The organism is Mycetocola sp. BIGb0189, assembly GCF_024810155.1.
Lineage (GTDB): Bacteria > Actinomycetota > Actinomycetes > Actinomycetales > Microbacteriaceae > Mycetocola > Mycetocola lacteus.
Window position 1 is genome coordinate 1 of the sequence record NZ_JANUED010000006.1, and the last position, 24,069, is coordinate 24,069.

General features: G+C 66.8%; 21 protein-coding genes. 10 read left to right on the forward strand and 11 right to left on the reverse strand.

Going from position 1 to position 24,069, the window contains the following annotated elements; all coding sequences use genetic code 11:
• Window positions 1–308 precede the first annotated feature (308 nt).
• Entirely contained in the window at window positions 309–2,183 is a 1,875-nt protein-coding gene (locus M2390_RS10285) for a DEAD/DEAH box helicase (protein ID WP_259178511.1), read from the reverse strand.
• A 392-nt stretch (window positions 2,184–2,575) separates the two neighbouring features.
• On the opposite strand from M2390_RS10285, the gene M2390_RS10290 reads away from it, so the two are divergent.
• Together M2390_RS10290 and M2390_RS10295 are read left to right on the forward strand one after the other, a co-directional pair.
• Window positions 2,576–4,219: an ABC-F family ATP-binding cassette domain-containing protein gene (locus M2390_RS10290; protein WP_259178512.1), complete on the forward strand. Its 1,644-nt coding sequence runs from the start codon at window positions 2,576–2,578 to the stop codon at window positions 4,217–4,219.
• A gap of 334 nt (window positions 4,220–4,553) precedes the next feature.
• A complete protein-coding gene (locus tag M2390_RS10295; RefSeq protein WP_187976236.1) occupies window positions 4,554–4,802 on the forward strand; it encodes a hypothetical protein in 249 nt (82 codons plus the stop codon).
• A 68-nt stretch (window positions 4,803–4,870) separates the two neighbouring features.
• Here the strand turns inward: M2390_RS10295 and M2390_RS10300 are convergent, their stop codons facing one another.
• Window positions 4,871–5,323, reverse strand: coding sequence for a helix-turn-helix domain-containing protein (locus M2390_RS10300; RefSeq protein ID WP_259178513.1), 453 nt, complete (start codon window positions 5,321–5,323; stop codon window positions 4,871–4,873).
• Between the two features lie 100 nt (window positions 5,324–5,423).
• On the opposite strand from M2390_RS10300, the gene M2390_RS10305 reads away from it, so the two are divergent.
• Window positions 5,424–6,134 carry an SDR family oxidoreductase gene (locus tag M2390_RS10305; protein ID WP_259178514.1) on the forward strand — a complete coding sequence of 237 codons (711 nt, stop codon included), beginning with the start codon at window positions 5,424–5,426 and terminating at the stop codon, window positions 6,132–6,134.
• A gap of 101 nt (window positions 6,135–6,235) precedes the next feature.
• Window positions 6,236–6,742, forward strand: coding sequence for a hypothetical protein (locus tag M2390_RS10310; RefSeq protein WP_051701496.1), 507 nt, complete (start codon window positions 6,236–6,238; stop codon window positions 6,740–6,742).
• 48 nt (window positions 6,743–6,790) lie between these two features.
• On the opposite strand, the gene M2390_RS10315 is transcribed toward M2390_RS10310, so the two are convergent.
• Window positions 6,791–7,849 carry an AraC family transcriptional regulator gene (locus M2390_RS10315; protein WP_259178516.1) on the reverse strand — a complete coding sequence of 353 codons (1,059 nt, stop codon included), beginning with the start codon at window positions 7,847–7,849 and terminating at the stop codon, window positions 6,791–6,793.
• A gap of 130 nt (window positions 7,850–7,979) precedes the next feature.
• On the opposite strand from M2390_RS10315, the gene M2390_RS10320 reads away from it, so the two are divergent.
• The 3 genes from M2390_RS10320 (at window position 7,980) to M2390_RS10330 (ending at window position 11,761) form a co-directional block, all read left to right on the forward strand.
• Window positions 7,980–9,356: an NAD(P)/FAD-dependent oxidoreductase gene (locus tag M2390_RS10320; protein WP_259178517.1), complete on the forward strand. Its 1,377-nt coding sequence runs from the start codon at window positions 7,980–7,982 to the stop codon at window positions 9,354–9,356.
• Window position 9,357: 1 nt separating this feature from the next.
• Window positions 9,358–10,272 (forward strand): SDR family oxidoreductase, encoded by a 915-nt coding sequence (locus tag M2390_RS10325; protein WP_259178519.1) that lies wholly within the window; start codon window positions 9,358–9,360, stop codon window positions 10,270–10,272.
• 70 nt (window positions 10,273–10,342) lie between these two features.
• The gene (locus M2390_RS10330) at window positions 10,343–11,761 is read left to right on the forward strand and encodes an aldehyde dehydrogenase family protein (RefSeq protein WP_259178520.1); all 1,419 of its coding nucleotides are present in this window, start codon (window positions 10,343–10,345) and stop codon (window positions 11,759–11,761) included.
• A 14-nt stretch (window positions 11,762–11,775) separates the two neighbouring features.
• Here the strand turns inward: M2390_RS10330 and M2390_RS10335 are convergent, their stop codons facing one another.
• Window positions 11,776–13,029: an MFS transporter gene (locus M2390_RS10335; protein WP_259178523.1), complete on the reverse strand. Its 1,254-nt coding sequence runs from the start codon at window positions 13,027–13,029 to the stop codon at window positions 11,776–11,778.
• A gap of 140 nt (window positions 13,030–13,169) precedes the next feature.
• Here M2390_RS10335 and M2390_RS10340 point away from each other — a divergent pair, with 140 nt between their 5' ends.
• Window positions 13,170–13,997 carry a siderophore-interacting protein gene (locus M2390_RS10340; RefSeq protein WP_259178524.1) on the forward strand — a complete coding sequence of 276 codons (828 nt, stop codon included), beginning with the start codon at window positions 13,170–13,172 and terminating at the stop codon, window positions 13,995–13,997.
• Here M2390_RS10340 and M2390_RS10345 read toward each other — a convergent pair.
• The 5 genes from M2390_RS10345 to M2390_RS10365 form a co-directional block, all read right to left on the reverse strand.
• Window positions 13,994–15,160, reverse strand: coding sequence for a prenyltransferase (locus M2390_RS10345; protein WP_259178525.1), 1,167 nt, complete (start codon window positions 15,158–15,160; stop codon window positions 13,994–13,996). The genes M2390_RS10340 and M2390_RS10345 overlap by 4 nt on opposite strands.
• A complete protein-coding gene (locus M2390_RS10350; protein WP_259178526.1) occupies window positions 15,157–15,495 on the reverse strand; it encodes a lycopene cyclase domain-containing protein in 339 nt (112 codons plus the stop codon). Before M2390_RS10350 ends, M2390_RS10345 begins: the two co-directional genes overlap by 4 nt.
• Window positions 15,492–17,114: a phytoene desaturase family protein gene (gene crtI, locus M2390_RS10355; RefSeq protein WP_259178528.1), complete on the reverse strand. Its 1,623-nt coding sequence runs from the start codon at window positions 17,112–17,114 to the stop codon at window positions 15,492–15,494. The genes M2390_RS10350 and crtI overlap by 4 nt, the downstream gene beginning before the upstream one ends.
• 75 nt (window positions 17,115–17,189) lie before the next feature.
• Complete coding sequence (locus tag M2390_RS10360; protein ID WP_259178529.1) at window positions 17,190–18,170, reverse strand: phytoene/squalene synthase family protein; 981 nt, start codon at window positions 18,168–18,170, stop codon at window positions 17,190–17,192.
• Window positions 18,171–18,216: 46 nt separating this feature from the next.
• Window positions 18,217–19,668, reverse strand: a complete 1,452-nt coding sequence (locus tag M2390_RS10365) for a polyprenyl synthetase family protein (RefSeq protein ID WP_259178531.1) — start codon at window positions 19,666–19,668, stop codon at window positions 18,217–18,219.
• Between the two features lie 333 nt (window positions 19,669–20,001).
• Here M2390_RS10365 and M2390_RS10370 point away from each other — a divergent pair, with 333 nt between their 5' ends.
• Window positions 20,002–20,691 (forward strand): MarR family winged helix-turn-helix transcriptional regulator, encoded by a 690-nt coding sequence (locus M2390_RS10370; protein WP_259178532.1) that lies wholly within the window; start codon window positions 20,002–20,004, stop codon window positions 20,689–20,691.
• A gap of 143 nt (window positions 20,692–20,834) precedes the next feature.
• On the opposite strand, the gene M2390_RS10375 is transcribed toward M2390_RS10370, so the two are convergent.
• The gene (locus M2390_RS10375; protein ID WP_259178534.1) at window positions 20,835–21,113 is read right to left on the reverse strand and encodes a GNAT family N-acetyltransferase; all 279 of its coding nucleotides are present in this window, start codon (window positions 21,111–21,113) and stop codon (window positions 20,835–20,837) included.
• 73 nt (window positions 21,114–21,186) lie between these two features.
• Entirely contained in the window at window positions 21,187–22,116 is a 930-nt protein-coding gene (locus tag M2390_RS10380) for a Ppx/GppA family phosphatase (RefSeq protein ID WP_259178535.1), read from the reverse strand.
• Window positions 22,117–22,334: 218 nt separating this feature from the next.
• On the opposite strand from M2390_RS10380, the gene M2390_RS10385 reads away from it, so the two are divergent.
• Window positions 22,335–24,068 carry an ABC transporter ATP-binding protein gene (locus tag M2390_RS10385; RefSeq protein WP_259178536.1) on the forward strand — a complete coding sequence of 578 codons (1,734 nt, stop codon included), beginning with the start codon at window positions 22,335–22,337 and terminating at the stop codon, window positions 24,066–24,068.
• Window position 24,069 lies beyond the last annotated feature (1 nt).

Here is a 24,069-nt window from a genome sequence, read left to right on the forward strand (position 1 = left end):
GGGGGGGGGGGCGCCGGCGGGGGTGGGCCCGGCGCGGGGCCGCCCCCGGCGGGTTTTGGGGGGGTTTTTGTTTCATATCAAATAAAACCACCACCCCCCCCCCCCCCTCCGCGAAAAAGAGAGTACCCTCCCGGCCGTGCCATCTCCAGGACGCACGCTCCCGGCATCGGCATCGGCATCGGCATCGGCATCAGCACCGGCACCGCACAGTGAAAAACAGGCGGCACCCACTCGATTGAGTGGGTGCCGCCTGTTCTATCGCCCGGCACGAGGCCGGACAACGGTCGGTTAGCGACGAGCGCTAGCGCCTAGTGGCGGGGCTTGCGGTCGAAGCCACGGTCGCCACGATCCTCGCGCGGGGCGCGGTCGCGGTTCCAGCTGCCACCGCGGTCGCCGCGGTCCTCACGGTTGTCACGCTCGAAGCGGTTCTCCCGGCGGGCGGGGGCACCACGGTCGGCACGGATCTCGATCAGCTTGCCGCTGATGCGGGTGTCGGCCAGCTTGTCCAGGGTGTCCGCGGGCATCGAGGCGGGCAGCTCCACCAGGGAGAAGTCCGGACGGATCTGGATCGCGCCGAAGTCCTCGCGGTTCAGTCCTCCCTCGTTGGCCAGGGCACCGACGATCTGACGCGGCTCGACGCGGTGACGACGACCCACGGCGATGCGGTAGGTGGTCATCGGTGCGCCGGAGTTGCGCGGACGGCGCTCCTCGCGGTCAAAGCGGTTGCCACGGTCTCCGCGGTCGTCCCGGTCAAAACGCGATCCGCCACGGGCGTCACGGTCGCGACCGCCACGCTCGTCCCGGCTGAACTCGCGTGCCTCACGCTCGCGACGACGGGCATCACGCTCGTCCTCGGCGTTGAGCAGCAGCGGGGTCTCACCCTGGGCAACCACGGCGAGGGCCGCGGCAACGTCTGCCTCGGGAACGTCGTGGTGCTCGACGTAGTGGGCGATGATGTCGCGGAAGCGATCGATCCGGCTGGTCTGCTCGAGCGCCGCGGTGATCGAGTCATCGAAGCGGCTCAGGCGGGTGGTGTTCACATCGTCCACGCTGGGCAGCGACATCTGGGTCAGCGGCTGGCGGGTGGCCCGCTCAATCGCGGTCAGCAGACGACGCTCGCGCGGGGTGACAAACGAGATCGCGTCACCGGTACGACCGGCACGGCCGGTGCGGCCGATGCGGTGCACGTAGGACTCGGTGTCCACCGGGATGTCGAAGTTGATGACGTGGCTGATGCGCTCCACGTCCAGGCCTCGTGCGGCCACATCGGTGGCAACCAGGATGTCGAGCTTGCCCGACTTCAGCTGGTTCACGGTGCGCTCACGCTGAGCCTGAGCAATGTCACCGTTGATCGCGGCGGCGGAGAATCCGCGAGCCCGCAGCTTCTCGGCCAGGGTCTCGGTCTCGTTCTTGGTGCGGGTGAAGATGATCATGCCCTCGAAGTTCTCGGTTTCGAGAATTCGGGTCAGGGCGTCAACCTTCTGGGCGTAGGACACCACCATGTAGCGCTGGGTGATGTTGGCAGACGTGGTGGTCTTGCCCTTGATGGTGACCTCTTGGGGATCGTTCAGGTACTGTGCCGAGATGCGGCGGATTGCCTGGGGCATGGTGGCCGAGAACAGGGCCACCTGCTTGGAATCCGGAGTGTCCGCGAGGATCGTTTCCACGTCCTCGGCAAAACCCATCTTCAGCATCTCGTCGGCCTCATCGAGTACGAGGAATCGCAGCTCGGAGAGATCCAGGGTGCCCTTGTTGAGGTGATCCATGATCCGACCCGGGGTACCCACAACAACCTGTACACCGCGACGCAGCGCGGAGAGCTGAACGCCGTAGCCCTGGCCACCGTAAACGGGGAGGACGCGGACACCGCGCTGGTGGGCGGCGTACTTTTCGAACGCCTCACACACCTGCAGCGCGAGCTCACGGGTCGGCGCAAGCACGAGTGCCTGCGGGGTTTTCTGGTCCGGGTCGAGCCGGGAAAGGATCGGCAGCGCGAACGCAGCGGTCTTTCCGGTTCCGGTCTGGGCAAGGCCTACGACGTCGCGGCCCTCGAGCAGCGGGGGAATCGTGGCGGCCTGAATTGCGGAGGGGGTTTCGTACCCGACGTCCTTCAGGGCCTTCAGGACCGAGTCACTCAGTCCGAGTTCGGAGAAGGGAATGGTATCGGAGTCGGGGGAAGTCATAACTTCCAGAGTACCCGTTTTTGCCCGTGTTAGTTGACCGAAGTTTGAACGCGTGTTAGCGTTCCGGGGTGATAATCGACGAGATCGACAGGGCCTAGCCTCCGCCCCGGCGGTGGCATGCGCGCGCAGCCCCAGGGTTGATCCCCTTTTTCTGAGGGATCCCCGGGTGCCTGATCCGCGCCCATTTGGTATTTCCACTGGGCGCGCACTCTAGGGAGTGTCGCGGGGTTTTTCCCCGTTCGAATCGCTGCGTGTGCTCGGTCTACCGTCCGCACATCACCCGCACCCCGCCGCGCTCTTTGCGGTGCCCGGGTGCCCCCGTTGGTGTGCGATATCCATTTCTCGCTGCCCGGATGTGCCCACAGGCCCCGGGTATAACGAAAGGACAACGTATGTCCCAGCACCCTCAACCCGCCATTTCGCTGTTCGATCTGAGCCTGACTAGGCCCGATGGGACGGTGACCCTCGACGGACTCTCGGGCACCATCGGGGTCGGCCGCGCCGGTCTGATCGGCACCAACGGCTCGGGAAAATCCACCCTGCTCCGGCTCATCGCCGGGGAGCTGACCCCGACCCGGGGTCGGGTGGCGACCGGGGGAGCGGTGGGGTACCTGCCGCAAACCCTGACCCTGGATACCGACGCGACCCTGGCCGACGTCCTGGGGATCGGGCCGCAGCTGCGCGCCTTCCGCGCGATCGAATCCGGGGATGTGGATCCCCACCACTTCGACGTCCTCGGCGACCGCTGGGATGTCGAGGCCCAGGGGTCCCGCGCCCTGGCCGAGTGCGGGCTGCCCGAGACCGACCTGGAGCGGAGGATTGGCACGGTGTCCGGCGGCGAGGCCATGCTCATCGCGATCGCCGGGCTGCGCCTGGCTCGGGCCCCGATCACGCTGCTGGATGAGCCCAGCAATAACCTGGACCGCGATGCCCGGCACACCCTCTATCGGATGGTCGAAACCTGGCAGGGCACCCTCGTGGTGGTCAGTCACGACACCGTGCTGCTGGATCGGATGGAGCAGACCGCCGAACTCTTCGCCGGTTCCCTCACCGTGTTTGGTGGACCCTATTCGGCCTGGCGGGCGCACCATGAGCAGGAACAGGCGGCCGCGATCCAGGCCGAGCGCAGCGCCGACCTGGCGGTTAGGAAGGAGCGGCGTCAGCGTCAGGAAGCCGAAACCCTGCTGGCACGTCGGCTCCGCGCGGGGAAGAAGGCAAGCGAGCAGCGTCGCGGCGACAAGATCGTGATGAATCAGCGCGCCTCCGAGGCGCAGGAGTCGGCGGGCAAGCTGCGGGGCAACCTGGAAAACCGGGTCGAGGCGGCCACCGAGGCGCGTGATCGTGCGGCCGAGCGGGTGCGCCGGGAGGAGAGTATCCACCTGGAGTTGCCCGATCCCCGGGTGGCGCGGTCGCGGCGGATCGCCGAGTTCGAGCTGTCCGGGCGAACCCTGGTTATCCAGGGACCCGAGCGGGTTGCGCTGATCGGCGGCAACGGGGTGGGGAAAACCACGCTGCTGCGCGAGCTCCTGGACTCCGCGGCCGTGCGGCGGGCACGTCTGCTCACCGATCGCGTGGGGTATCTGGCGCAGCGTCTCGACGGCCTCATCGAGGGGGCGAGCGCGCTGGAGAACCTCCGCCTGGCAGCCCCCGAGACTCCGGACGGGGAGATTCGCGGCATCCTGGCGCGGATGCTCCTGCGCGGGGATGCGGTGCATCGTCCGGTGTCTACCCTGTCGGGCGGGGAGCGTTTTCGCGTCTCGCTGGCGCGGCTGTTATTTGCCGAGCCTCCCGCCCAGCTGCTGATCCTCGATGAGCCCACCAATAACCTCGACCTCGCGAGTGTGGATCGCCTGGTCGAGGCACTGAGCGAGTATCGTGGGGCGCTGCTGGTGGTGAGTCATGATGACGCCTTCCTGACGCGGATCCACTGCGACCGAGTGTGGGAGCTGACGGCCGAGGGCGCGCTGAACGAGCGGGGAGATCTGTTCGCCGCCGAACCCGGAGATTCGAGATCACCCCTTGTGCGGGAGGACTGAGTCGCGTAAGCTAATCTATTGCTGCGTTATGTGAACGCGATCTACGCCCCCTCTAGCGTGATCGGCTCCATCCGGCCGGAGTCCCGTTGCAGGATCCCGCCGACGCTTTCGGATCGTGAACATTCCGGTCAATCGAAATACCCGATGTATTTCCGATTGCTCCACATCCGATATCGCGAGTATTCACACCCGGCAGGCGATCCCCGACGTGATCCGCCCGACGCCGCAGCCGCCGCCATTTGGCCAGCCCGCCCCCGCGAGGCTCCGCCCCGGCACACACAAATTCGGGAGGGTGCGTTGTCGCACGCCCGGCACAGACATAAAGGAAGTAATCATGAACACCAACACCCGTATCCACCAGAGCCCGCCGACCGCGTTTTTCCTCGACGGATTCCACGCGGCCACCCGTGCTCGCGGCGTTCGTCCCGGCCACTTCGCCGCGACCCGCGCCGCCGCCCTGCTGGACTGGCGTAACACCCACCTGCACCTCGGTTACCCCGAGCAGACCCGCGGCCTCGCCGAGGTTCGCCGCGGTTGGGACACCGCCGTATCCCTGGGATCCGACGTCGCCCTAGCCGCCTAGTCATGCAGAGCTGAAGGCCCCGTACACACAGTACGGGGCCTTTGTTGTACCCGGGCCCGGGCCCGGGTCTAGGCGGCGGGGATGGTCTGGATGGTCACCCGATCCTGGTTGATGATCTCGCCGGCATCGTTGATGTAGGCCACGCGCACGGCCTCATGGGTATCGGTGGTGACGTTTTCCAAGGTGCGTCCGGCGGGGATCGGCAGGTAATCGGTGCCCCACTCGACCAGCGCCGAGAGCACCGGGAGCAGGGCCATCCCCGCGGGGGTGAGGTGGTAGTCGTCGCGGGCGCGCTCGCCGGCCTCGCGGTAGGGGCGGCGCTCCAGCACGCCGGCGTCCACCAGGGAGGTGAGGCGCTTGGTGAGGATATCGCTGGGGATGCCGATCGCGCGGAAGTCGGCGAAGCGGGTGGCCCCGGCCACGGCTTCACGCACGATCATGAGTGACCATTTTTGTCCCAGCAAATCCAGGCTGCGGGCAATCGGACACAGGCTTTCGGGGTACAGGCCGGTCGGATTCATGACTCCAGAATACATCACGGTTTGATTTTCCAACACAGCATGCTAGGTTTGGTTTTCCAAGTGAGCGAGATGGTCTCGCCCTGATGTATCGGAGAACCCCATGACCACCCTGACCAATGCCGTAGTTCTCGTGACCGGCGCCAACGGAGGCCTCGGCGTCCACTTTGTTGAGCAGGCCCTCGCCCGCGGCGCCGCCAAGGTCTACGCGACCGCCCGCACCCCGCGTACCTGGGATGACGCCCGCGTGGTGCCGCTGCGCCTGGATGTGACCGACCCCGCCTCGATCGCCTACGTGCTCGCGCAGACCGGGGACACCACCGTGCTGATCAACAACGCGGGAATCGAGAAGTTTGGCACCCTGCTCGCCACCAGCCCCGAGGACGTCCGGGCTATTTACGAAACCAACGTGTTCGGTCCGATCGCCCTGGTTCAGGCCTATGCACCGGTGCTCGCCGGCCACGGCGGCGGCGCGATCATCAACGTCCACTCGGCGCTGAGCTTCTTCAGCATCCCGGGGGTTTACTCGTCCACCAAGTCGGCTTTCTGGGGTGCCACCAACTCACTCCGGGTGGAACTGGCGAGCCAGGGAACCCAGGTTCTGGGCGCGCACCTGGGCTACACCGACACCCCGATGATCCAGGCCCTGGACGTGCCCAAGGGTGACCCGCGCGACGTGGTCAACAACATCTACACCGATCTGGAGGCCGGCGCTCACGAGTCCCTCGCCGACGAGATCGCCCGTGGCGCACATGCCAGCCTGAGCGCTCCGATCCACGAGCGCTATGCCGCTCAGGGGATCACCGCGGCCTAGGTTCGTACCCGTGCCCGGGGTGGGGCCGCGCTGGAGTCGCCCCGGGCACGTTCGTGCGCCCGGGCGTCCGTGGGCGGCCAAACCTGCGGGAGAATAGGGGAATGCGCAAGAACCGTTCCGAGCTGTCCCGATCCGATGCCGCCACTCGAATCTCCGCCTACGTCTACGGAAACCTGCTGGTTCTGGCCGCGCTGGTGAGCCAGCATCCCGACGAGGTTGCGCACGGCCGGGCGGCGGTCATCGTGCTGGCCACCGGATTCACCACGTACCTCGCGCACACCTTTGCCGAATCGCTCGGCGAGCGGGTGCGCTATGACGCCAAACCCAGCCGTGAGATGGTGCGGCACGAGCTGCGCAACGCCCTGCCCATCGTCTCGGCGACCACAACCCCCGCGCTGCTGCTCGCGGCCGCGGCCTGGGGCTGGATCTCGGCCCCGCTGGCGCTGGGTCTGGCGATTGCGGTGACCGTGGTGCGAATGGGGTTCCTCGGCCTGGTGCTGGGGCACCTGCGTAATAAGAAGGCCTCGCTGCGCTCGCTGCTGACCGGGATTGGACTCGCGGTCGCGTGTGCGGGGATCGCGATCCTCAAGGCCGTGCTGCTGCACTAGCCCCGCGCGCCGCGCAGCCGATACGTTAGTCGCGCCGCCGGCCCAGTCTTAGCCCCGCTCGCCGCGGAGCCGCGCGGGGGAGAGCCCCGTCCAGCGCACGCACGCACGGCGCAGCGAGCGCTCATCCGCGAACCCCAGCTCCGCGCTGATCTGGATCAGCGGAAGCACGTTTTCCTCCAGGAGGTGCAGCGCGCGTTCGCGGCGCACCCCGTCGACAATCTCCGCAAAGGTGGTGCCGAGTTCGGCGAGACGGCGGCGCAGGGTCCGCTCGGTCAGGTGGAGCGCGCGGGCGGCCGCGCCGATTGCCGGAATCTCGGGCAGCGCGCGGGCGATCCGGGCTTCCAGGAGCCGATAGAGTTCCTGTCGATCTCCGATGCGGATGGTCAGCTCGCTCAGCAGGGCGCGCATCTGGGCATGAACCCAGGGATCGGCACCGGGGAGCATGCGCGCGGGCCATCCGGTAGGCAGCGTCCACTCGGTGTGGGGCGCGCCGAAGGTCACCGGACAGCGAAGGAGCGCGCGATACTCGGCGGCATACGCGGGCTGTGCACAGGCAAAGCTCACCCGGGCCGGATCAAAACCCGGGTCGAGTGCCGTGCGCACCATTTGGGTGATGTTGGCGATGCCCTCCTCGATCAGAAACCGGCCCACCGGATCGTCGGCCGAAACCGCCGTGAGCTCGGCGCGCACATGGGTGTGGGTGTCATCCTCGCGCACGCTCCACACCACCATCGACCCGGCCAGGTTTTGAAACTCGATACCCAGCCGGATCGCGTCGATCAGCGTGGGGGCCGTCATCATCCCAAACCCCACCGGTCCCGAGGCGGCGATGTGCTGCGCGGTGCCCACCAGGAGGCCCAGGTCCGCGCGGGGGCTGCGCGTGAGCGCCGCGCGAATGACCGCGTCTCCCTGGCGAAAGGAGACCCGCAGCTCGGGACTGTCCAGGAGATCCGGGGTCAGGCCGACGCGGTCCAGGGCGTCGCCTAGGGTGACGCCGAGCTCCCCGGATACCCGAGCCAGATAGCGCAGGATATTGGGCGCGATGGTGGCCGAGATCGCGCCCGCGGGTGGGGTCGGCGTGGTGCCTCGGGGGATCAAATCGGCCATGAACAGACACTAGCACTGGCCGCTAGAGTCCGCTATTGGTCCGTCGGGGCCCGCGAAATCGGGGTGTCGCGGCGATAGCGTGGCTGCAGGCGTCCACGAGGACGTGGTCGCCGGCCCGATTGGAGTCACGATGAGCACTGCAGCCCTCCCCAAGAATCTGCACGACACCTGCGTGATCGGCGCGGGCCCGGCCGGCCTGGCGGTCGCCCGGGCTCTCGCCCAGCACGGGCTCCCGTATACGCAGATCGAGCGCCATACCGCCACCGGCGGGGTCTGGGATATCGATGCCCCGGGCACCCCCATGTACGAGTCGGCGCACTTTATCTCCAGCCGTACCCTCTCCGGGTTCGACGGTTTTCCGATGCCCGACACCTATGCCGACTATCCGCCCCACCGCGATATCCTCGCCTATCTGCGCGCCTTCGCCGACGCCTACGGGCTGACCGAGAGGATCGAGTTCGGGGTGACGGTGAAAAACATCACCAAGCTGGAGGACGGATCCTGGCTGGTCGAGCGCGCCGACGGGACCGCGACCAGGCACGATAACGTGGTCTCCTGCACCGGTGCCCAGTGGTTCCCCAATGAGCCCGAGATCCCCGGCACCTTCAGCGGCGAGGTGCGTCACACGCTGACCTACCGCAGCCCGCACGAGTTCGAGGGCAAGCGGGTGCTGGTGGTGGGCGCGGGAAACTCCGGCTGCGATATCGCCTGCGACGCGGCCCGCAGCGCCGACCGGGCGGTGATCAGCATGCGCCGGGGCTACTGGTTCATCCCCAAACACATCTTCGGCCAGCCAGTGGACGTGTTTGCCGAAAACGGACCGCACCTGCCCAAGCGGGTCGAGCAGGCGGTGTTTGGCTCGATGCTGCGCCTGCTGATGGGTAAGCCCGAACGGCTGGGCCTGCAAAAGCCCGACCATCGGCTGTTTGAAACCCATCCGGTGCTGAACTCGATGCTCTGGCACCACCTGCAGCACGGCGACATTGAGGCGCGGCCGGGGATCAAGACCACCGCGGGCAAAACCGTTACCTTCACCGATGGGCGCAGCGAGGACTTTGACCTGATCCTGCTGGCCACCGGCTACCGCCACCTGGTCCCGCACGGGCAGGAGTATTTCGGTGATCCCCAGCACCCCGACCTCTACCTCAGCTCGTTCTCGCGCGAGCACGCCGGGCTCTTCGGGGTCGGGTATGTGGAGACCAACAGTGGTGCCTACCAGGTGTTTGACCTGCAGGCCCAGCTGATCGCCAACTATCTGGCCGCCCGCGCGAACGGGGCCGACAGCGCCGCCCGCTTCGCCTTCCTGATCCGCACCGAACGGCCCGATCTGAGTGGCGGGGTGAAGTTTGACCGCTCCCCGCGTCACCGCGGCTACGTGGACTCCCACGCGCTGACCTCGCACCTACGCAAGCTCTTCACCCAGATGGGGTGGGACCCGAGGGCGACTACGCCCACCGGCGGATCAGCCAAGACATCCGCGCGATCGGCCCGGGAACGGGTGCGCTGAGATGGCCTATAACTATGCGGGCAAGGTGATCGTGATCACCGGTGGGGCCGGGGACATCGGCATGTCCCTGGCACGCCGGATCGCGCCGCTGGGGGCCCGGGTGATTCTGGTGGATATTCGGGCCGAACGTGCGGTGACCCAGGCGGCCACCCTCCCCGTGCATCCGGCCGCCGGGGGTGCCCACGTGGGACTCGGCTGCGACCTGACCAAGCGGGACCTGGTGGAGGAGCTGATCGCGCACATCGAGGACACCTTTGGCCGCATCGACGTGCTGGTCAACAATGCCGGAATGACCTCCTCGGAGCGCTTTGCCGAGCGCAGCGTGGAGAGCATCGAGCGCGAGCTCACGGTCAACCTCACGGCCCCGCTGGTGCTCACCCGGCTGGCCATCCCGCTGCTGGAGCGTGCGGGGGATCCGCGGATCATCTCCACGGTGTCGCTCGGCGGAGTCTTCCCGCTCGGGGAAACCCCGATCTATACGGCCTCGAAGTTTGGGCTGCGCGGGGCAATGCTCTCGATCGGCCTCGACCTGGCCGCGCGCGGGATCCGGGTCGGGTCGGTGCTGCCCTCGGCCACCGACACCCGGATGCTCCGCCAGGAGGCGATCGAGGGGGGCAACTCGCTCCAGTTCCAGGATCCGCCCCAGCCGCCCGAACGCGTTGCCAAGGCCATGATGAGCCTGCTGGATCGGCCGCGACTCGAGGCCTATCCGCGGATCGGCGAATCGCGCCTGCTGCGCGCGGTCATGACGATGCCCAACGTGCTGCCGCGCCTGCTGCCGATGTTCCGCAAGCGCGGGGATCGGGGCATGGCGAAGTTTGTTCGTGAACTTGCCGCTCGCGGCGATATCGTCCGGACCGAGACCGGCTGGCGGCTCGCCGAGGGCGAGGCCCATCCCGAGCTCACCCAACCCTAGCGTCAGCCCGCACCCGCACCCGCACCCGCACCCGCACCCGCCCATACCCACCAACCCGAAGGACCCCTCCGTGACTCAGCCCGCCACCCTGCCCCTCCTGCGCCCCCGAGACGGATCGGCCGGCGATACCCCGATCCCCGCGGTCTCGGCCGCCGAGGTTTCCGAGCATGCCCGCGACGCCGAGCGCGTCTACGCCTCCGGAGTCTGGTCGGGGTTGGAGCCTCGGGAGCGGGCGGCGGCGCTGCTGCGCCTGGCCGACCTCATGCAGCGCGACGCCGATGTGCTGGCCCGGCTCGAGTGTGAGGACGCGGGCAAGCCGATCCGCGAGTGCGTGGAAAACGACGTCCCCGGGGCAATCGAATCGATCCGCTGGTTCGCCGAGGCCGTGGACAAGCTCACCGGGCAGACCACCCCGGCGGGCCCGGGCGTGATCGCCCTGACCGAGCGCGAGCCCTTCGGCGTGGTCGCCGCGATCCTGCCCTGGAACTATCCGCTGGCGATGGCCGCCTGGAAGATTGCCCCGGCGCTCGCCGTGGGCAACTCCCTGATCTTGAAGCCCGCCGACACCACCCCGCGCTCGGTGCTGCACGTGGAAAGGCTCGCGCTCGAGGCGGGGATCCCCGCCGGCGTGCTGCGGGTGCTGCCGGGAACCGGATCCGAGACCGGGGCGGCGCTCGCCCGAGACCCGCGCATCGGCGCGCTCTCCTTCACCGGGTCGACCCGCACCGGTCGAGTGATCCTCGCCGCGGCCGCCGAAACCAACCTCAAGCGGGTCTCGCTGGAGATGGGGGGCAAGAGTCCGCAGGTCATCTTCGCCGATGCGCTGGGCTACGGGGAGGATCTGATTTCCCAGGCCCTCGAGTGTGCGTTTGTGACCGCCGGGCAGAACTGCACGGCCGGGTCACGGATCCTGGTGGAGGCCTCGATCGCCGAGGAGTTCACCCGTCGGTTTGTCGCCGCCGCGCGTGCGCTGCGGGTCGGCGATCCCGAGGACCCGAACACCGATATCGGTCCGGTGATCAACGGTGCCGCGGCCCGGCGGATGCTCGCGGTGGTCGAGGAGGCTCGGGCGGGCGGTGCCCGCGTGCTGCTCGGCGGCGAGGAGGTCCCGGTGATTCCGGGTGGGCACTATGTAACCCCCACCGTCCTGGACCAGGTGCCCGCCGATGCGCGGATCCTGAGCGAGGAGCTGTTTGGGCCGATCGTCACGATCCAGACCTTCACCACCGAGGCCGAGGCAATCGCGCTGGCCAACGACACCCCCTACGGCCTGGCCGCGTCGGTTTGGTCATCGAACATCGATCGGGCCCTGGGTGTGGCCCGCTCGATCCGCGCCGGGGTGGTCTCGATCAACTCCTACAGCGAGGGCGACCTCACCAGCCCGTTTGGCGGCTGGGGCGAGTCCGGCTTCGGCGGGGTCGAGAAGTCGCTGCGCGCGTTTGAGCAGTGGACTCGGGAGAAGGCGATCTGGGTGCAGCTGCACCGCTAGCCGCGTCCCAGTTCCTAGCGGATACTCCTAAGCCGGGTGATCATCCACACCCCGCCGAGCGCGAACACCGCGGTGGCCGCGAACAGCAGGGTGTAGCCGCCGCTGGTGGTGATCAGGATCGCCGCGATCAGCGGGGCGATCGTGGTGGGCACCACCAGGCCGATGTTCATGATGCCCAGGTCCTTGGCGCGGTTCTCGGCGTCGGGGAGTACCCGGGTCACCACCGCCTGGCCCACCGACATCGACGCCCCGAAGCCTCCTCCGATAAACGCGGCGGCGATGATCGCCATCACAAAGCTCGGGGCGAAGACCAGCAGCGCCGCCGCGAGGGCCTGAGCCAGGCCGGCGATAATCAGGACCCCGCGCTGGCGGCCGGTCCGATCCGAGTAGAGTCCGGCCAGGTAGGTGAAGGCGAGGGCGGCGGCCAGATACACCAGGGTGACGATCAGCAGCGCATCCTCGGGGCTGTCCATCTGCAGGCCGTCGGTGAGGAAAAAGAGCATGTAGCAGGTGCCCAGTGAGTTGGCCAGGTTGACCAGCGTGCGGCTCCCGAACGCCCAGGCAAACTCGGGGTGCCGACGCGGGTTGACCCAGAGACCCGAGGCGATTGCCGAGAAGGTCAGCGGGGGTGTGCGCATGCCACGGCGCTCGCGGTGAATCCAGACAAACGGGATCGCACACAGCACCAGGGCGATCCCCAGCAGCTGATACGCGGTGCGCAGCTGCAGGGCAAACAGGGTCACGGCGGCGATGCCGATCACCACGCCGAGCGCCTGCGGCCCATAGATCGCACTCGAGAGGATGCCGCGCTGGCGCTCGGGGACCCGGTCGGCGATGACCGCGGTCAGACCACCCATCATCGCGCTGGCCCCCGCGGTGGCCACCGCCCACCACAGGACCACCCCGCCGGTGCTCGTCTGCTCGCCCACCAGGGCTACGGCCAGGGCACCCACAAACGCGCCTCCGGCGATCCACAGGCGGCGCCGGCCAAAGCGCGAGATGGTGCGGTCGCATAGCGCTCCAAAAACCGGCAGGGTCACCAGGGCCACGACCCCGGCCACGCCGTTGGTGATGGCCAGATCGCGGACCTTGTCACCGGGGTTCAGGGCCTGAAACTGGCTGGGGAGCAGGAGTTGAAGTGGCACCAGGCTGGCCATCCAGTAACCGAACCAGGCCAGCGTGAATGCGGCGATCCATCGCCTGGACACCGGGGTCTCGGGGATGAGTGCGCCGGGATCCGGGGCGGTGATGGGGGGATGGGGCATCATCGTCTCGCAATCTTCTTGAGCCATCTCACCGCGCGCGCGAGACCCGGTCAATACCCCGAACCGGGTGCCTACCAATTGGGGGACACTCGGCAACGATGTTAATTAAGGTTAGGCTGTACTAACTAGTGAAGGGTTCGCGCATGGCACGTACAAATATTCGCAGCACCCGGGTTCGCCCCAGCACCACCGGAGCGGTGGGCCTGGAGGTGCTCGCCCGTGAGCAGATTTCGCCGCACTTCATCCGGGTGACCCTGGGGCGTGGTGACATCGAATCGTTTGTCCCGCTGGGCCACGATCAGTGGGTGCGCCTCTTCCTTCCGCAAAACGGTGGCGACCTGGCGGCGGTCCCGAGCACCCTGTCTCTCGGATCCTATGCGCGCTTTTTGGCGAGTGCCCGCGGAGACCAGCGCCCGGTGCTGCGCGCCTATACGATCCGCGAGTATCGAGCCGCGGGGCCGGACGGTCCCGAGATCGATATCGATTTTGTGGTGCACGGAGTCGGGGCGGCGGGGGTGGCCTCGGCCTGGGCCCAGAACTGCGTGCCGGGGGATGAGGTTGCGATCCTGGACGAGGGTACCGGATTCGCCCTGCCCACCGGGATCTCCCACGTCCTGCTGGTCGCCGATGAGAGCGGACTGCCCGCCGCCGAGGGGGTCCTGGCGGCCCTCCCGGCGCACGTGCGCGGCACCGCCCTGCTGGAGATTCCCGCCGAGGAGGATCGACGTGTGCTGGCGGCTCCGCGTGGCATCTCGGTGCGCTGGTTGGTGCGCGAGGACCCGCATGCGGTGCCCGGCGTGCTGGCCCGCACCATCGCCGCGGATGTGCCACTGCCCGTCGAGGGATTTTTCGGCTGGGTGGTGGGGGAGTCGGCGCTGGCGACCGGGGTGCGCCGCGAGTGGGTGTCCCGAGGGGTCCCCAAGGACCGGATCATGTTTTGCGGGTACTGGAGGGTGGGGCGTTCGGGCTAGGCCTGCACGGTGGCCAGCGCGAACTGGATCAGCAGCATCGTGATCACAAACCCGGTGAACTGATTGAGCAGCAGGAAGCGTCGCCAGCCACGGTTGGCGCTCTCGGCGGTGGCATCGGTGATGTTCCAGGAGGGCAGGGTCACGATCAGGTACGGGATCACCAGGAGCGCCGAGAGCCGGCCCCAACCGGGGATGCCGAGGGCCGCGATTCCCGCCGCGAGATAGAGCAGCACGGACACCCGCGCCGCCGCCCGGGCACCCCAGGCGGTGGCCGAGGATGAGATCTCGGCGGCGCGGTCGGCCTCCACATCCTGGACGGCCCCAAACAGGTGGCTGGCGGCACCCCAGAGGAAAAACGCCACCAGGAGGCAGATCAGCGCCGGGGTCCACTGCGCACCGGCGAGAGCGAGACCCACGATCGCCGGGCCCACAAAGTGCAGGCTTGAGGTGACCGAGTCGGCCACCGCGCGCTCCTTGGTACGCAACGGCGGGACCGAGTAGGCGAGCACGCCGGCGACACACAGGATCAGGAGCAGCCCGGAGAGGGGACTGCCCACCGCGAGTAGGTACACAAAGCCGGGCAGCGCGAGCAGCGCGCCGGTCCACAGAACCGGCCGGTGCAGTCGGCGCTCGAGCACCGCGCCCTCGATGCCACCCTTGCGCGGATTACGCAGGTCGGACTCATAGTCGAAGACGTCGTTCACCCCGTACATCAGCAGGTTGTAGGGGATCAGGAAAAACAGCGTGCCCACGATGAGTTCGCCATCCACGGTGCCGCGGGTGATCAGCATGGCCGCCGCAAACGGATAGGCGGTGTTGATCCAGGACACCGGCCGGGAGGAGCGCAGTATCGTCCGCCAGTCGGCGTTACTGAGCGTGCCCGGCGCGAGCCAGACACCGGGCAGGATCAGCAGCGCGAGCAGTGGATAGGTGAAGTCCTCGATTGGGGCGTTGCCGATGTTGAGACCGAGCAGGGTGTCGCGGTTGTAGTCGAAGAGGCCCAGCGCGATCATGATGTTGTCAAAGATCGCGGTCGCCACGGTCAGCCCGGCCAGGGAAATGGCCGCCGCGCCGAGTGAGACCCGGGCACCTCCGGAACGGGTGAGGGCAAACACCCCCAGCCCGCCGGCCAGCACGACCGCACAGATCTGCCAGTACATCATGCGGCCGCGCTCCGACGGGTGCGGATGCGGGTGAGTAGTCTGGCCCCCAGGGTGTAGAGGATCATCGCCGAATAGCAGAGCAGGGTGAGGAACAGGATCTCCTCCACCGGGAACTCGGGTGCGAGGTTCCAGTGCAACAGCAGCGGGCTGTCACCACGGAAGAAGATGCCCGCGTGGATCGCCCACAGGTCCCAGGCGATGAACGCGACCAGGCCGGCGGTCAGGGTCAGCGCGGCGCGAATCGGGGAGGCCCAGAAAAACAGCTTGTGGCGCAGGTCGATCAGGGCGAGACCGCCGATCGAGATCAGCAGTGCGAGGGCGTAGGCGCCGGTCATGCGGTGTCGCGATCGCCGAGTGTGCGGGCGGGCTCGGGCAGCGGCGCGCTGCTACGGTCTCCGCGCAGGCGCTTGAGAACCAGCTCGGCGCTAATCAGGCACATCGGCAACCCGATGCCCGGAACCGTGGTGGCCCCGGCGTAGTACAGCCCGGACACCTTGGAGGAGACGTTTTTGCCGCGGAAGAACGCGCTCTGTGCGGTGGTGTGGGCAAGGCCCAGTGCGGTTCCGCGCCAGGCGTTGAAGTCCCGTTCGAAATCACGCGGGCCGATGCTGCGGCGCACCAAAATCCGCTCGCGCAGGTCGGGGATCTTCGCCCAGGTGGCGATCTGGTCGATCGCCGCATCGGTGATCCGCTCAACCTCCGCATCGCCTTCGCCGCCCAGATCGGGGTTGGAGGGCGCGGGCACCAGAACAAACAGGTTGCTGTGGCCCGGCGGTGCCACGCTGGCATCCGAGGCCGAGGGATGACACACATACAGCGAGGTCTGATCGGGCAGCCAGGGCTCCCCGGGGGCGGGTGCCGGGGCGTCGATTCGTTGGAAGTTACCCTCCCAGTCCTCGGTAAACAGCAGGGTGTGGTGCGCGAGCTCGGGAATCTCCCCGCGGATGCCGAGGAACACCAGAACCGTGCCGGGACCGGGGACCGTGCGTTTCCAGGAGCGCTCGGGCCGGGACCGCAGTGCCGGAGGAAGAAGCTGTGTCTCGGTGTGGTGCAGATCCGCCGCGGACACCACAATGTCCGCCTCAATTCTGGAGGTCTCGTCGCCGCGCTCGATGATCACCCCGGTGGCGCGTGCCCGGCGGCCGCCCGGTGCCGTGGTAATTTCCCGTACCCGGGTGTCGGTGAGGATCGTGACCCCGGCGGAGTGTGCCAGTCGCGCGAGCGCCTGCACCAGCTCGGTGAAACCGCCGCGCGGGTACTGCACTCCGCCGTTCAGGTCCAGGCCACTCATCAGGTGATAGATCGCCGGGGCCTGAAACGGCGAGGACCCCAGAAACACCGCCGGGTAGCCGAGTATCCGCAGGATCCGCGAATCCGTGAAGTGGTCGCGCGCAAACGCGTGCAGAGATCGGGTCAGTAGACGAACGAGTGTGCCCGCGCGGGCGATGACCGCGCGACTGGAAAAAGCCGAGAGGTTTTCGAAGTTGGTGTAGAGGAAGGACCGGGTGGCAAGCTCCAGAGTCTGTTCAGCCGAGGCCAGATAGCGGTCAAACGCGGGCCCGGACCCCGGTTCCAGCCGCTCAAACAGTGCCCGGTTGGCGTCCCGCTGGGCGCGGATGTCCACGGCCTCGTGATCCTTTTCGAAGATCACCCGATAACCCGGGTCCAGGGTTTCCAGGTCGAGCTCGGCGGCGGTGCTGGACCCCATCATCGCGAAGAAGTGATCAAACACCTCGGGCATCAGGTACCAGGAGGGTCCGGTATCAAAGCGGAAGCCCTCGGCGCTCCAGGAACCAGCACGCCCACCCACCTGGGCATTTTGCTCCACCAGGGTGACCCGGTATCCGTCACGGGCCAGCAGCCCGGCGGTGGCCAACCCGGCCACGCCACCCCCGATCACCACGGCATGCTGGGGGTGCCCTGCGGAGGTGTCGGGCTGTGCGGTCTCGGACAAGGAGGGGTCCAATCGTTGAGTGGTGGCGGATGGCCGAGGGAGAGCGGTCGTAGAACGGGGCGAGCGAGCTCCGGGCTACCGCCCGCCGCGGAAGGGCAGGAACCGGCCGACAACCAGGGCGCGCAGCGCGATCACCACCTTATGGGGGTTGCTCACGCGGATGCGGCGGCGCAGCAGCTCCCGCGCGGGAACGGCTCCCATCTTGCGGGTCAGGGTTGCAAACAGCTCGGTCGCGCAGATCACCGCCGGGCGGCTCACCCGCGGGAGAAGGCCAATGCCCGCCCGCGCGCGGGCCAGGTCGCCATCGATATCGGCGATGATGGTGTCACGATCTCGCGCTGTCAGCAGAGCCACGTTGATCCCCGGGAAATAGTTACGCCCCAGCGCGTCCAGATCGCTGCCCAGATCGCGCAGGAAGTTGATTTTCTGGAAGGCTGCGCCCAGCGCCCGGGCGGCATCCACAATTTCGGGGCGCTGCGGATCCACGCGGGAGTCCTGGCAGAATACCGCCGTGCACATCAGCCCGATGACCTCCGCCGAACCATAGATATAGGTGTCGATACTCGCCTGATCGTGCACGTTTTGCTCGAGATCCATGCGCATGGAGGCAAAAAACGGTCGCGTCAGTTCGGTTCCGAAACCGGCGGCACGGGCGGTCTGGGCAAACGCGTGTACCACCAGGTTGCTGGAGAATCCGGTGTCCAGGGCGTGTTCGGTCTCGGCCTCCAGGGCGTCCAGGGTCTGCGCACACTCCGCCGTGCTGAGTCCGGCGCTCTCACCGGGCCCATCCACAATCTCATCGGCTACCCGCACCAGCGCGTAGATCGCGGCAATTCGGGTGCGCATGCGACCAGGCAGCAGGAGGCTCGCGGCACCGAATGAGCTTGAGTAGCGGCTGAGGAGGTGCACACTGTTCTCGGTCGCGACCCGATTGTAGAGGTCGAGCCCGGTCTCCGGGGTGCGCGCGGGCGCGGACGGACGCCGACTCCGCGGAGCCTCGGGCGGGGTCGCTGCGGGCTGTGTGCCGCTGTCTGAGTGTTCGGAGGTGGGGGTCACGGGCTCAATCTGGGTGGGAACGGGCGCTGTTGCCAGGAGTCGCAGACTAAACATCACGTCCCCCGAGCTCGATAATGACGGATGTAAGGTAACTGCGCAACCGTGGCGGTAACGCGGGGGACAGGGTCGCGGCTTGGGCTCGCCGGGTGGCATCGGCCACCAGCGCATCATGACGCTCGCGCACCCCGGCGCGCACCAGCTCGGAACGCACCTGCTCCCACTGGGCGGCGCTCGCCGATTCGGGGGCGTGTTGCAGGGCGACAATCAGTGGCCAGGCGGTGCTATCACGGGCGAGCGAGACCAGCGCGGTGTTTTTGCCCGAGGACAGATCGGCGGTGATGCTCTTACCGGTGCGGGCGCTCTCCCCAAAAACCCCGAGGTGATCATCCTGCAGCTGGAACGCCAGGCCGAGGGCCCGGGCGACCTCATCCAGTGCCCCCAGGAGATTTTCATCCGCCCCGGCGAGGACCGCCCCCGCACGCAGCGGGACCGAGAAGGTGTAACTGGCCGTCTTATGCTCGGTCATGTTGAGGATGCGTGTGATCGACGGGGATCCGGATTCCAGCGCGGCGAGACTCACATCGGCGTGTTCGCCGCCCGCGGTGATGTGTACGGCTTCGTCAAACAGATCGAGCAGGCGATGCCGGATCCGGGTGTCCACGTCGAGGAGCGCGATGTGTCGCTGGGCGGCGCTGAGTAGCAGATCTCCGCCGATGATGGCCGAGGACTCGGCGTCGCGGCGGGCCCGCGCCGGATCGGACTCGCGCAGCGGGTGCTCGGCGAGGATGGCCCCGGTCAGGTTGGGCTTGCCTCGACGCAGCAGATCGCCGTCGATGATGTCATCGTGCACCACAAATGCCCCGTGCAGCAGTTCCTGCGCGGCGGCCGTCGCCACCAGGGCGCTCAGCCGAGAGTCCGTCGCAGCGGCAGCGGCAGTGGCAGTGGCAGTGGCAGTGGCATTGGCAGCGGCGGTGGCGGAGCTGGCGGCCGCGGGCCGTGTCTGGGTCGGGTCGCCGGCGACGCCGCTCTCGAGTGCTGGTTTGATGCCCTCCGGCACGGCGTCCTCTGCGGCCAGAGCCAGATACGCACCGAGGACCAGGCGCGGGCGGATGCGCTTGCCCCCGGTGAGCGCCTGGGTTAGCCCCGCCCAGAGCGGGGGATAGGAGGCGTCCATCCGGCGACTCTTGGCCAGACCATCCTGCAGGAAGGCCGAAAGTGTGGTTTCCACGCGGTGGCTCAGCTCGCTCACTCGTGGCGGGATGTCGCAGGTGCAAACGCTGTCGAGCCCGTCCTGATCGTAGCCGGCGTCGAGCAGCGCACCCAGCTCGGAGTCCGAGGGGAGCGCATGCTCGACGCGTGCTGCGCCATCGGTGATGGCGGTCTGGGGGGAGGGGATTCCACCGTCCACGGAAACGAGCAGTGCACGTTCATCGTGATTCTGGATCGCGCCCCCGGGGAGGTGGCTGTGCCCATGACGTGCATTCGGGTCGCCAGTCACGGACCTAATCCGGGCGAGTCGATGCCGTTCGCGCGCGGACGACGCGGCGGTTGACTCCTCCTCCGTGGACGATGCCGTGGGTGCGGCCGTCCCGGCGGGTGTTGCTCGAACGAGGGTGTGACCTAGCGGTGCATTCATCGTTGTGCCTCCCGGATTAAATAACTAGCTAGGCTAGCTAATGAGTTGACGGTATCATGTGATCAGTGCATTTCGCATCCCGTCCCCAAACTTTTGGACCTCATGAACGCCCCCTATTGGTATCTGCAGGACGAGGCGTCCACAGCGCCCGCGCCAGGGTCCACGGGGCGGAGTGCTTCGGGAAGTGAACCCGTTGTGGCAGATCCCGGAGCGAGCGAATCCGGTGTGGGTGACCTCGACGTCTCAATCGCGGCGGGCGCTCCCGCTGAACCCGGTGCTAATACCGGAGGTGCGGTTCCCGAGGGTGCGGTTCCCAAGTGGGCTGCTGACGAGGACACCGCTGCCGATTCTCGTTCCGGTCGGGACGCGCGGACCGCGATGGGTGCCGAGTCGGGCACCGAAACGGTTGGACCGGTCGGGGTTTTGCGGGCGCTGCGACGTTGGCGTGAACGCGACGAGGCCATGCGCCGGGAAACCCGACGGGAGATGGGAATGGGGGAGACCGATATGGCAGCCCTCCGATTCCTGATCGCCGCCGCCGGTCGTGACGAACCGGTTACGGGGAAAAGACTTGCCGATCATCTGGGGATATCCTCGGCCTCGACGACCAAACTCACCGATCGGCTGGAGGCCTCGGGGCACCTTCGTCGTTTGCCGCATCCGGTGGATGGTCGGGCGATCCTGCTTGAGGCCAGCACCCAGACCCACCGTGAGGTGCGCAGCACCCTGAGCGGTAGACATGAGCGCATGCTTGCCGCGGCCGAATCACTAAACCCGGCCGAGCGGGCCGCCGTCGTGCGCTTTTTGGATCAGATCGGTGAAAGCATCGGCCCGGATGCTCCCGCTATTGCCGGCACCGACAGACGAAACTCACGGTGGAAGTAGCCGGATTCGTGGCTGTTGCTGTTGCTGTGGCTGTAGCTGTAGCTGTAGGTGTAGCTGTCGCCGTGGTCGTAGGCGTGCCGGATTCGTGGCTGTAGTGGTGGTGGCGGCCGATTTCGGCCGCCGTGGGCCGCAGGCGTTTGCCGCTAGCTGGCCAGCAGGGCCTGGTGCTCGGGGTGAGCGGCGAACCACCCGCGCACATACCCGCAGGTTGGGGTGATCCGACGTGCCGGGTCTTGGGAGATGTCCTGAATCGCAAACTCGACCAGCTGTGCGGCAAGTCCGCGACCACGCTGGGTGGGTTCGGTGTAGCTGTAAGTGAGAAATGTCACACCTTCACGCTCGGTGAAGGCGAGTGTGGCGTGCACCATGCCGTCCTCGCGGAGTTCGTAGCGGGAATGCTCGTTTGATCGGGTGATCTCCATATGCTCAGCCTAGACCTCGGCGCTGGGGAGGGCAACGGCGCCCAGGCCCCGGTATCGCCCGCGTGGCTCGCGGCTACTGCACACCGTGCAGCTGGTCCAGATAACGCATGATGACGCCCTCGCGCAGAGCCCAGGGTGAGACCTCGAGGGAGGTCGCACCCATGGTGACCATGGCCTCGCGCAGCACGATTCCTCCGGCGGCAATTTGGAAGGCACGGTCCTCGGTAATGCCGGGAAGTGCGTGTCTTGCGCTGGCCGGGATCATCGCCAGGCGCGGGACCCAATCGGTGAGTCGCTTGAGACTGAGTCGGGTGCGCCCCTCGGTATTGTCGCCGCTACTGCCGGCCAGCTTCGCGAGGGAACGGATGGTTTTGGAGGAGCCCACAATGTGATCGGGTGCTCCCTGCTCGGAAAACAACGGGAGGGCCTCACCGAGAATCCGGCGTGCATGGGATGCCAGCTCCTCGGTTTGAGCAAGCGTGGGTGGGTCATCGTGTAGGTGAGAAACGGTGGTGCGTCCGGCACCGAGCGGCAGGCTGACGGCCACATCGGGCATCTCATCGGACCCCTGCGAGATTTCCAGGGAGCCGCCGCCGATGTCAAAGACCAGGATGTTTCCCGCCGACCACCCGTACCAGCGGCGAATCGCGAGGAAGGTGAGCCGGGATTCCTCCTCCCCGCTGAGGACCTGAAGTTCCACGCCGGTGTGGGCGCGAATCAGCTCGAGTGTCTCGGGGCCGTTGACAGCCTCGCGAATTGCGGATGTGGCCATGGGCAAAAAGGCGTCCAGCCCCGCCGCATCGGCGATCCTTGCCGCCGCGCTCACCGCGTCGATCAGGGTGGTCACGCCCTCATCGCTGATGCGTCCCTCGGCATCGATGTAGCGCATCAGGCGCAGCACCGACTTGTGATCGGTCATCGGGATGGGACCCGCGCCGGGGTGAGCATCCACCACGAGAAGATGGACGGTATTTGAGCCAACATCGAGTACACCGAGACGCATGTGATCACAGTAACGGATTTGGCCCCACTCACCAACGATCACGGTGCCCGTGCCGAGGCCGTCGCGATGTCGCAGGTTCCGCGTATCGTGCGACACGGACTGCGAACATCAGCCAAATGATGGACGCTAAATCGAACTAAACCGCGTTAGCATGAGTGCTCAGCGGGTTGCGTCCGCTAGAAGCTCTCTTGTTTACACTCCATACCAGGATGGATCTCATGCTCTTACGGCTCTTACTGCGATATTCGCGCCCGTATGTTCGGTGGATCGTGGCCGTTGTTATATTGCAACTGATCGCGACTCTTGCCGCTCTTTATCTGCCCAGCCTGAACGCCCAAATTATCGATCAGGGCGTGGCTAAGGGCGACGTTAACTTCATCTGGGCCACCGGTGCCACCATGCTGTGGGTGTGCCTGGTCCAGGTCGCCGCCGCGATCGGCGGCGTTTATTTTGGTGCCAAAACCGCAATGGCCGTGGGTCGCGACCTGCGCCGCAGCGTCTACGGTCGCGTTTCTAACTTCCGCGCTCAGGAGCTGGGCCGCTTTGGTGCACCGACGCTGATTACCCGCGGAACCAATGACGTTCAGCAGGTGCAGATGCTCCTGCTGATGACCCTGAACTTTATGGTGTCTACCCCGATCATGTGTGTGGGTGGCATCGTGATGGCCCTGCGCGAAGATGCGGGCCTGTCCTGGCTGGTGTGGGTCTCGGTGCCCCTGCTGATTGCCGTTGTTGGTTACCTGGTCACCCTGTTGATGCCGCTGTTCCGGTCGATGCAGGACAAGATTGACGGTATCAACGGCGTTCTGCGTGAGCAGATCATCGGCATCCGCGTGGTGCGGGCCTTTGTGCGTGAGGATTTTGAAACCCAGCGCTTTGGCGATGCGAACCATGCGCTGACCAAGGTTTCGCTGAAGGTCGGCTCGATCTTTGTGCTGATGTTCCCGCTGATTGGAATGATCCTGCACTTGGCCACGGCCGCCGTGCTGTGGTTTGGCGGTCACCGGGTCGACACCGGTGACATGCAGGTGGGCTCGCTGACGGCATTCCTGCAGTACCTGCTGCAGATTCTGGCGGCGGTCATGATGGGAACCTTTATGGTCATGATGATCCCGCGGGCCGTAGTGTGTGCCGAGCGAATCGGTGAGGTTCTCGATGTGGAGCCGACCATGGCCGAGCCCGAGGAGCCGGTGGAGGTTTCCAACCCGCGCGGTGTGGTGGAGTTCCGTAACGTCGGCTTCGGCTATCCGGGTGCCGAGAACCAGGTTTTGGAAGGGCTCTCGTTTACCGCGGAGCCCGGGAAAACCACGGCCATTATCGGCTCGACCGGATCCGGTAAGTCGACCCTGCTGAACCTGATCCCGCGCCTCTACGACGCGGGCGAGGGCGAGGTTCTCCTGGACGGAGTTCCGGTTTCGCACTACACCCGCGCACAGCTTTCCGATCGGGTGGGAATGGTTCCCCAGCGTCCCTTCCTGTTCTCGGGCACCGTGGGCAGTAATCTGCGCTTCGGCGATCAGCATGCCGACGATAACAAGCTCTGGCAGGCTCTGACGGTGGCACAGGGTGCCGGCTTTGTTCGGGAGAAGGAACACGGGCTGGATAGTCCAATCTCCCAGGGAGGTACCAATGTCTCCGGTGGACAGCGCCAGCGTCTGTCTATTGCCCGAACCCTGGTGGCAGAGCCCAAGGTCTACCTGTTTGATGACTCGTTCTCTGCGCTGGATGTGACCACGGACTCCAAGCTTCGCGCGGCGCTCAAGGAGGAAATCCGTGATGCCACGGTGATCATCGTGGCTCAGCGCGTGTCCACAATCACCGACGCGGATCAAATCCTGGTCATGGATGACGGCAAGATTGTGGGTCGAGGCACCCACGAGGAACTGCTTAAATCCAATGAAACCTATCTGGAAATTGTGAATTCCCAGCTCAGCGCATCGGAGGTGGCGTAAC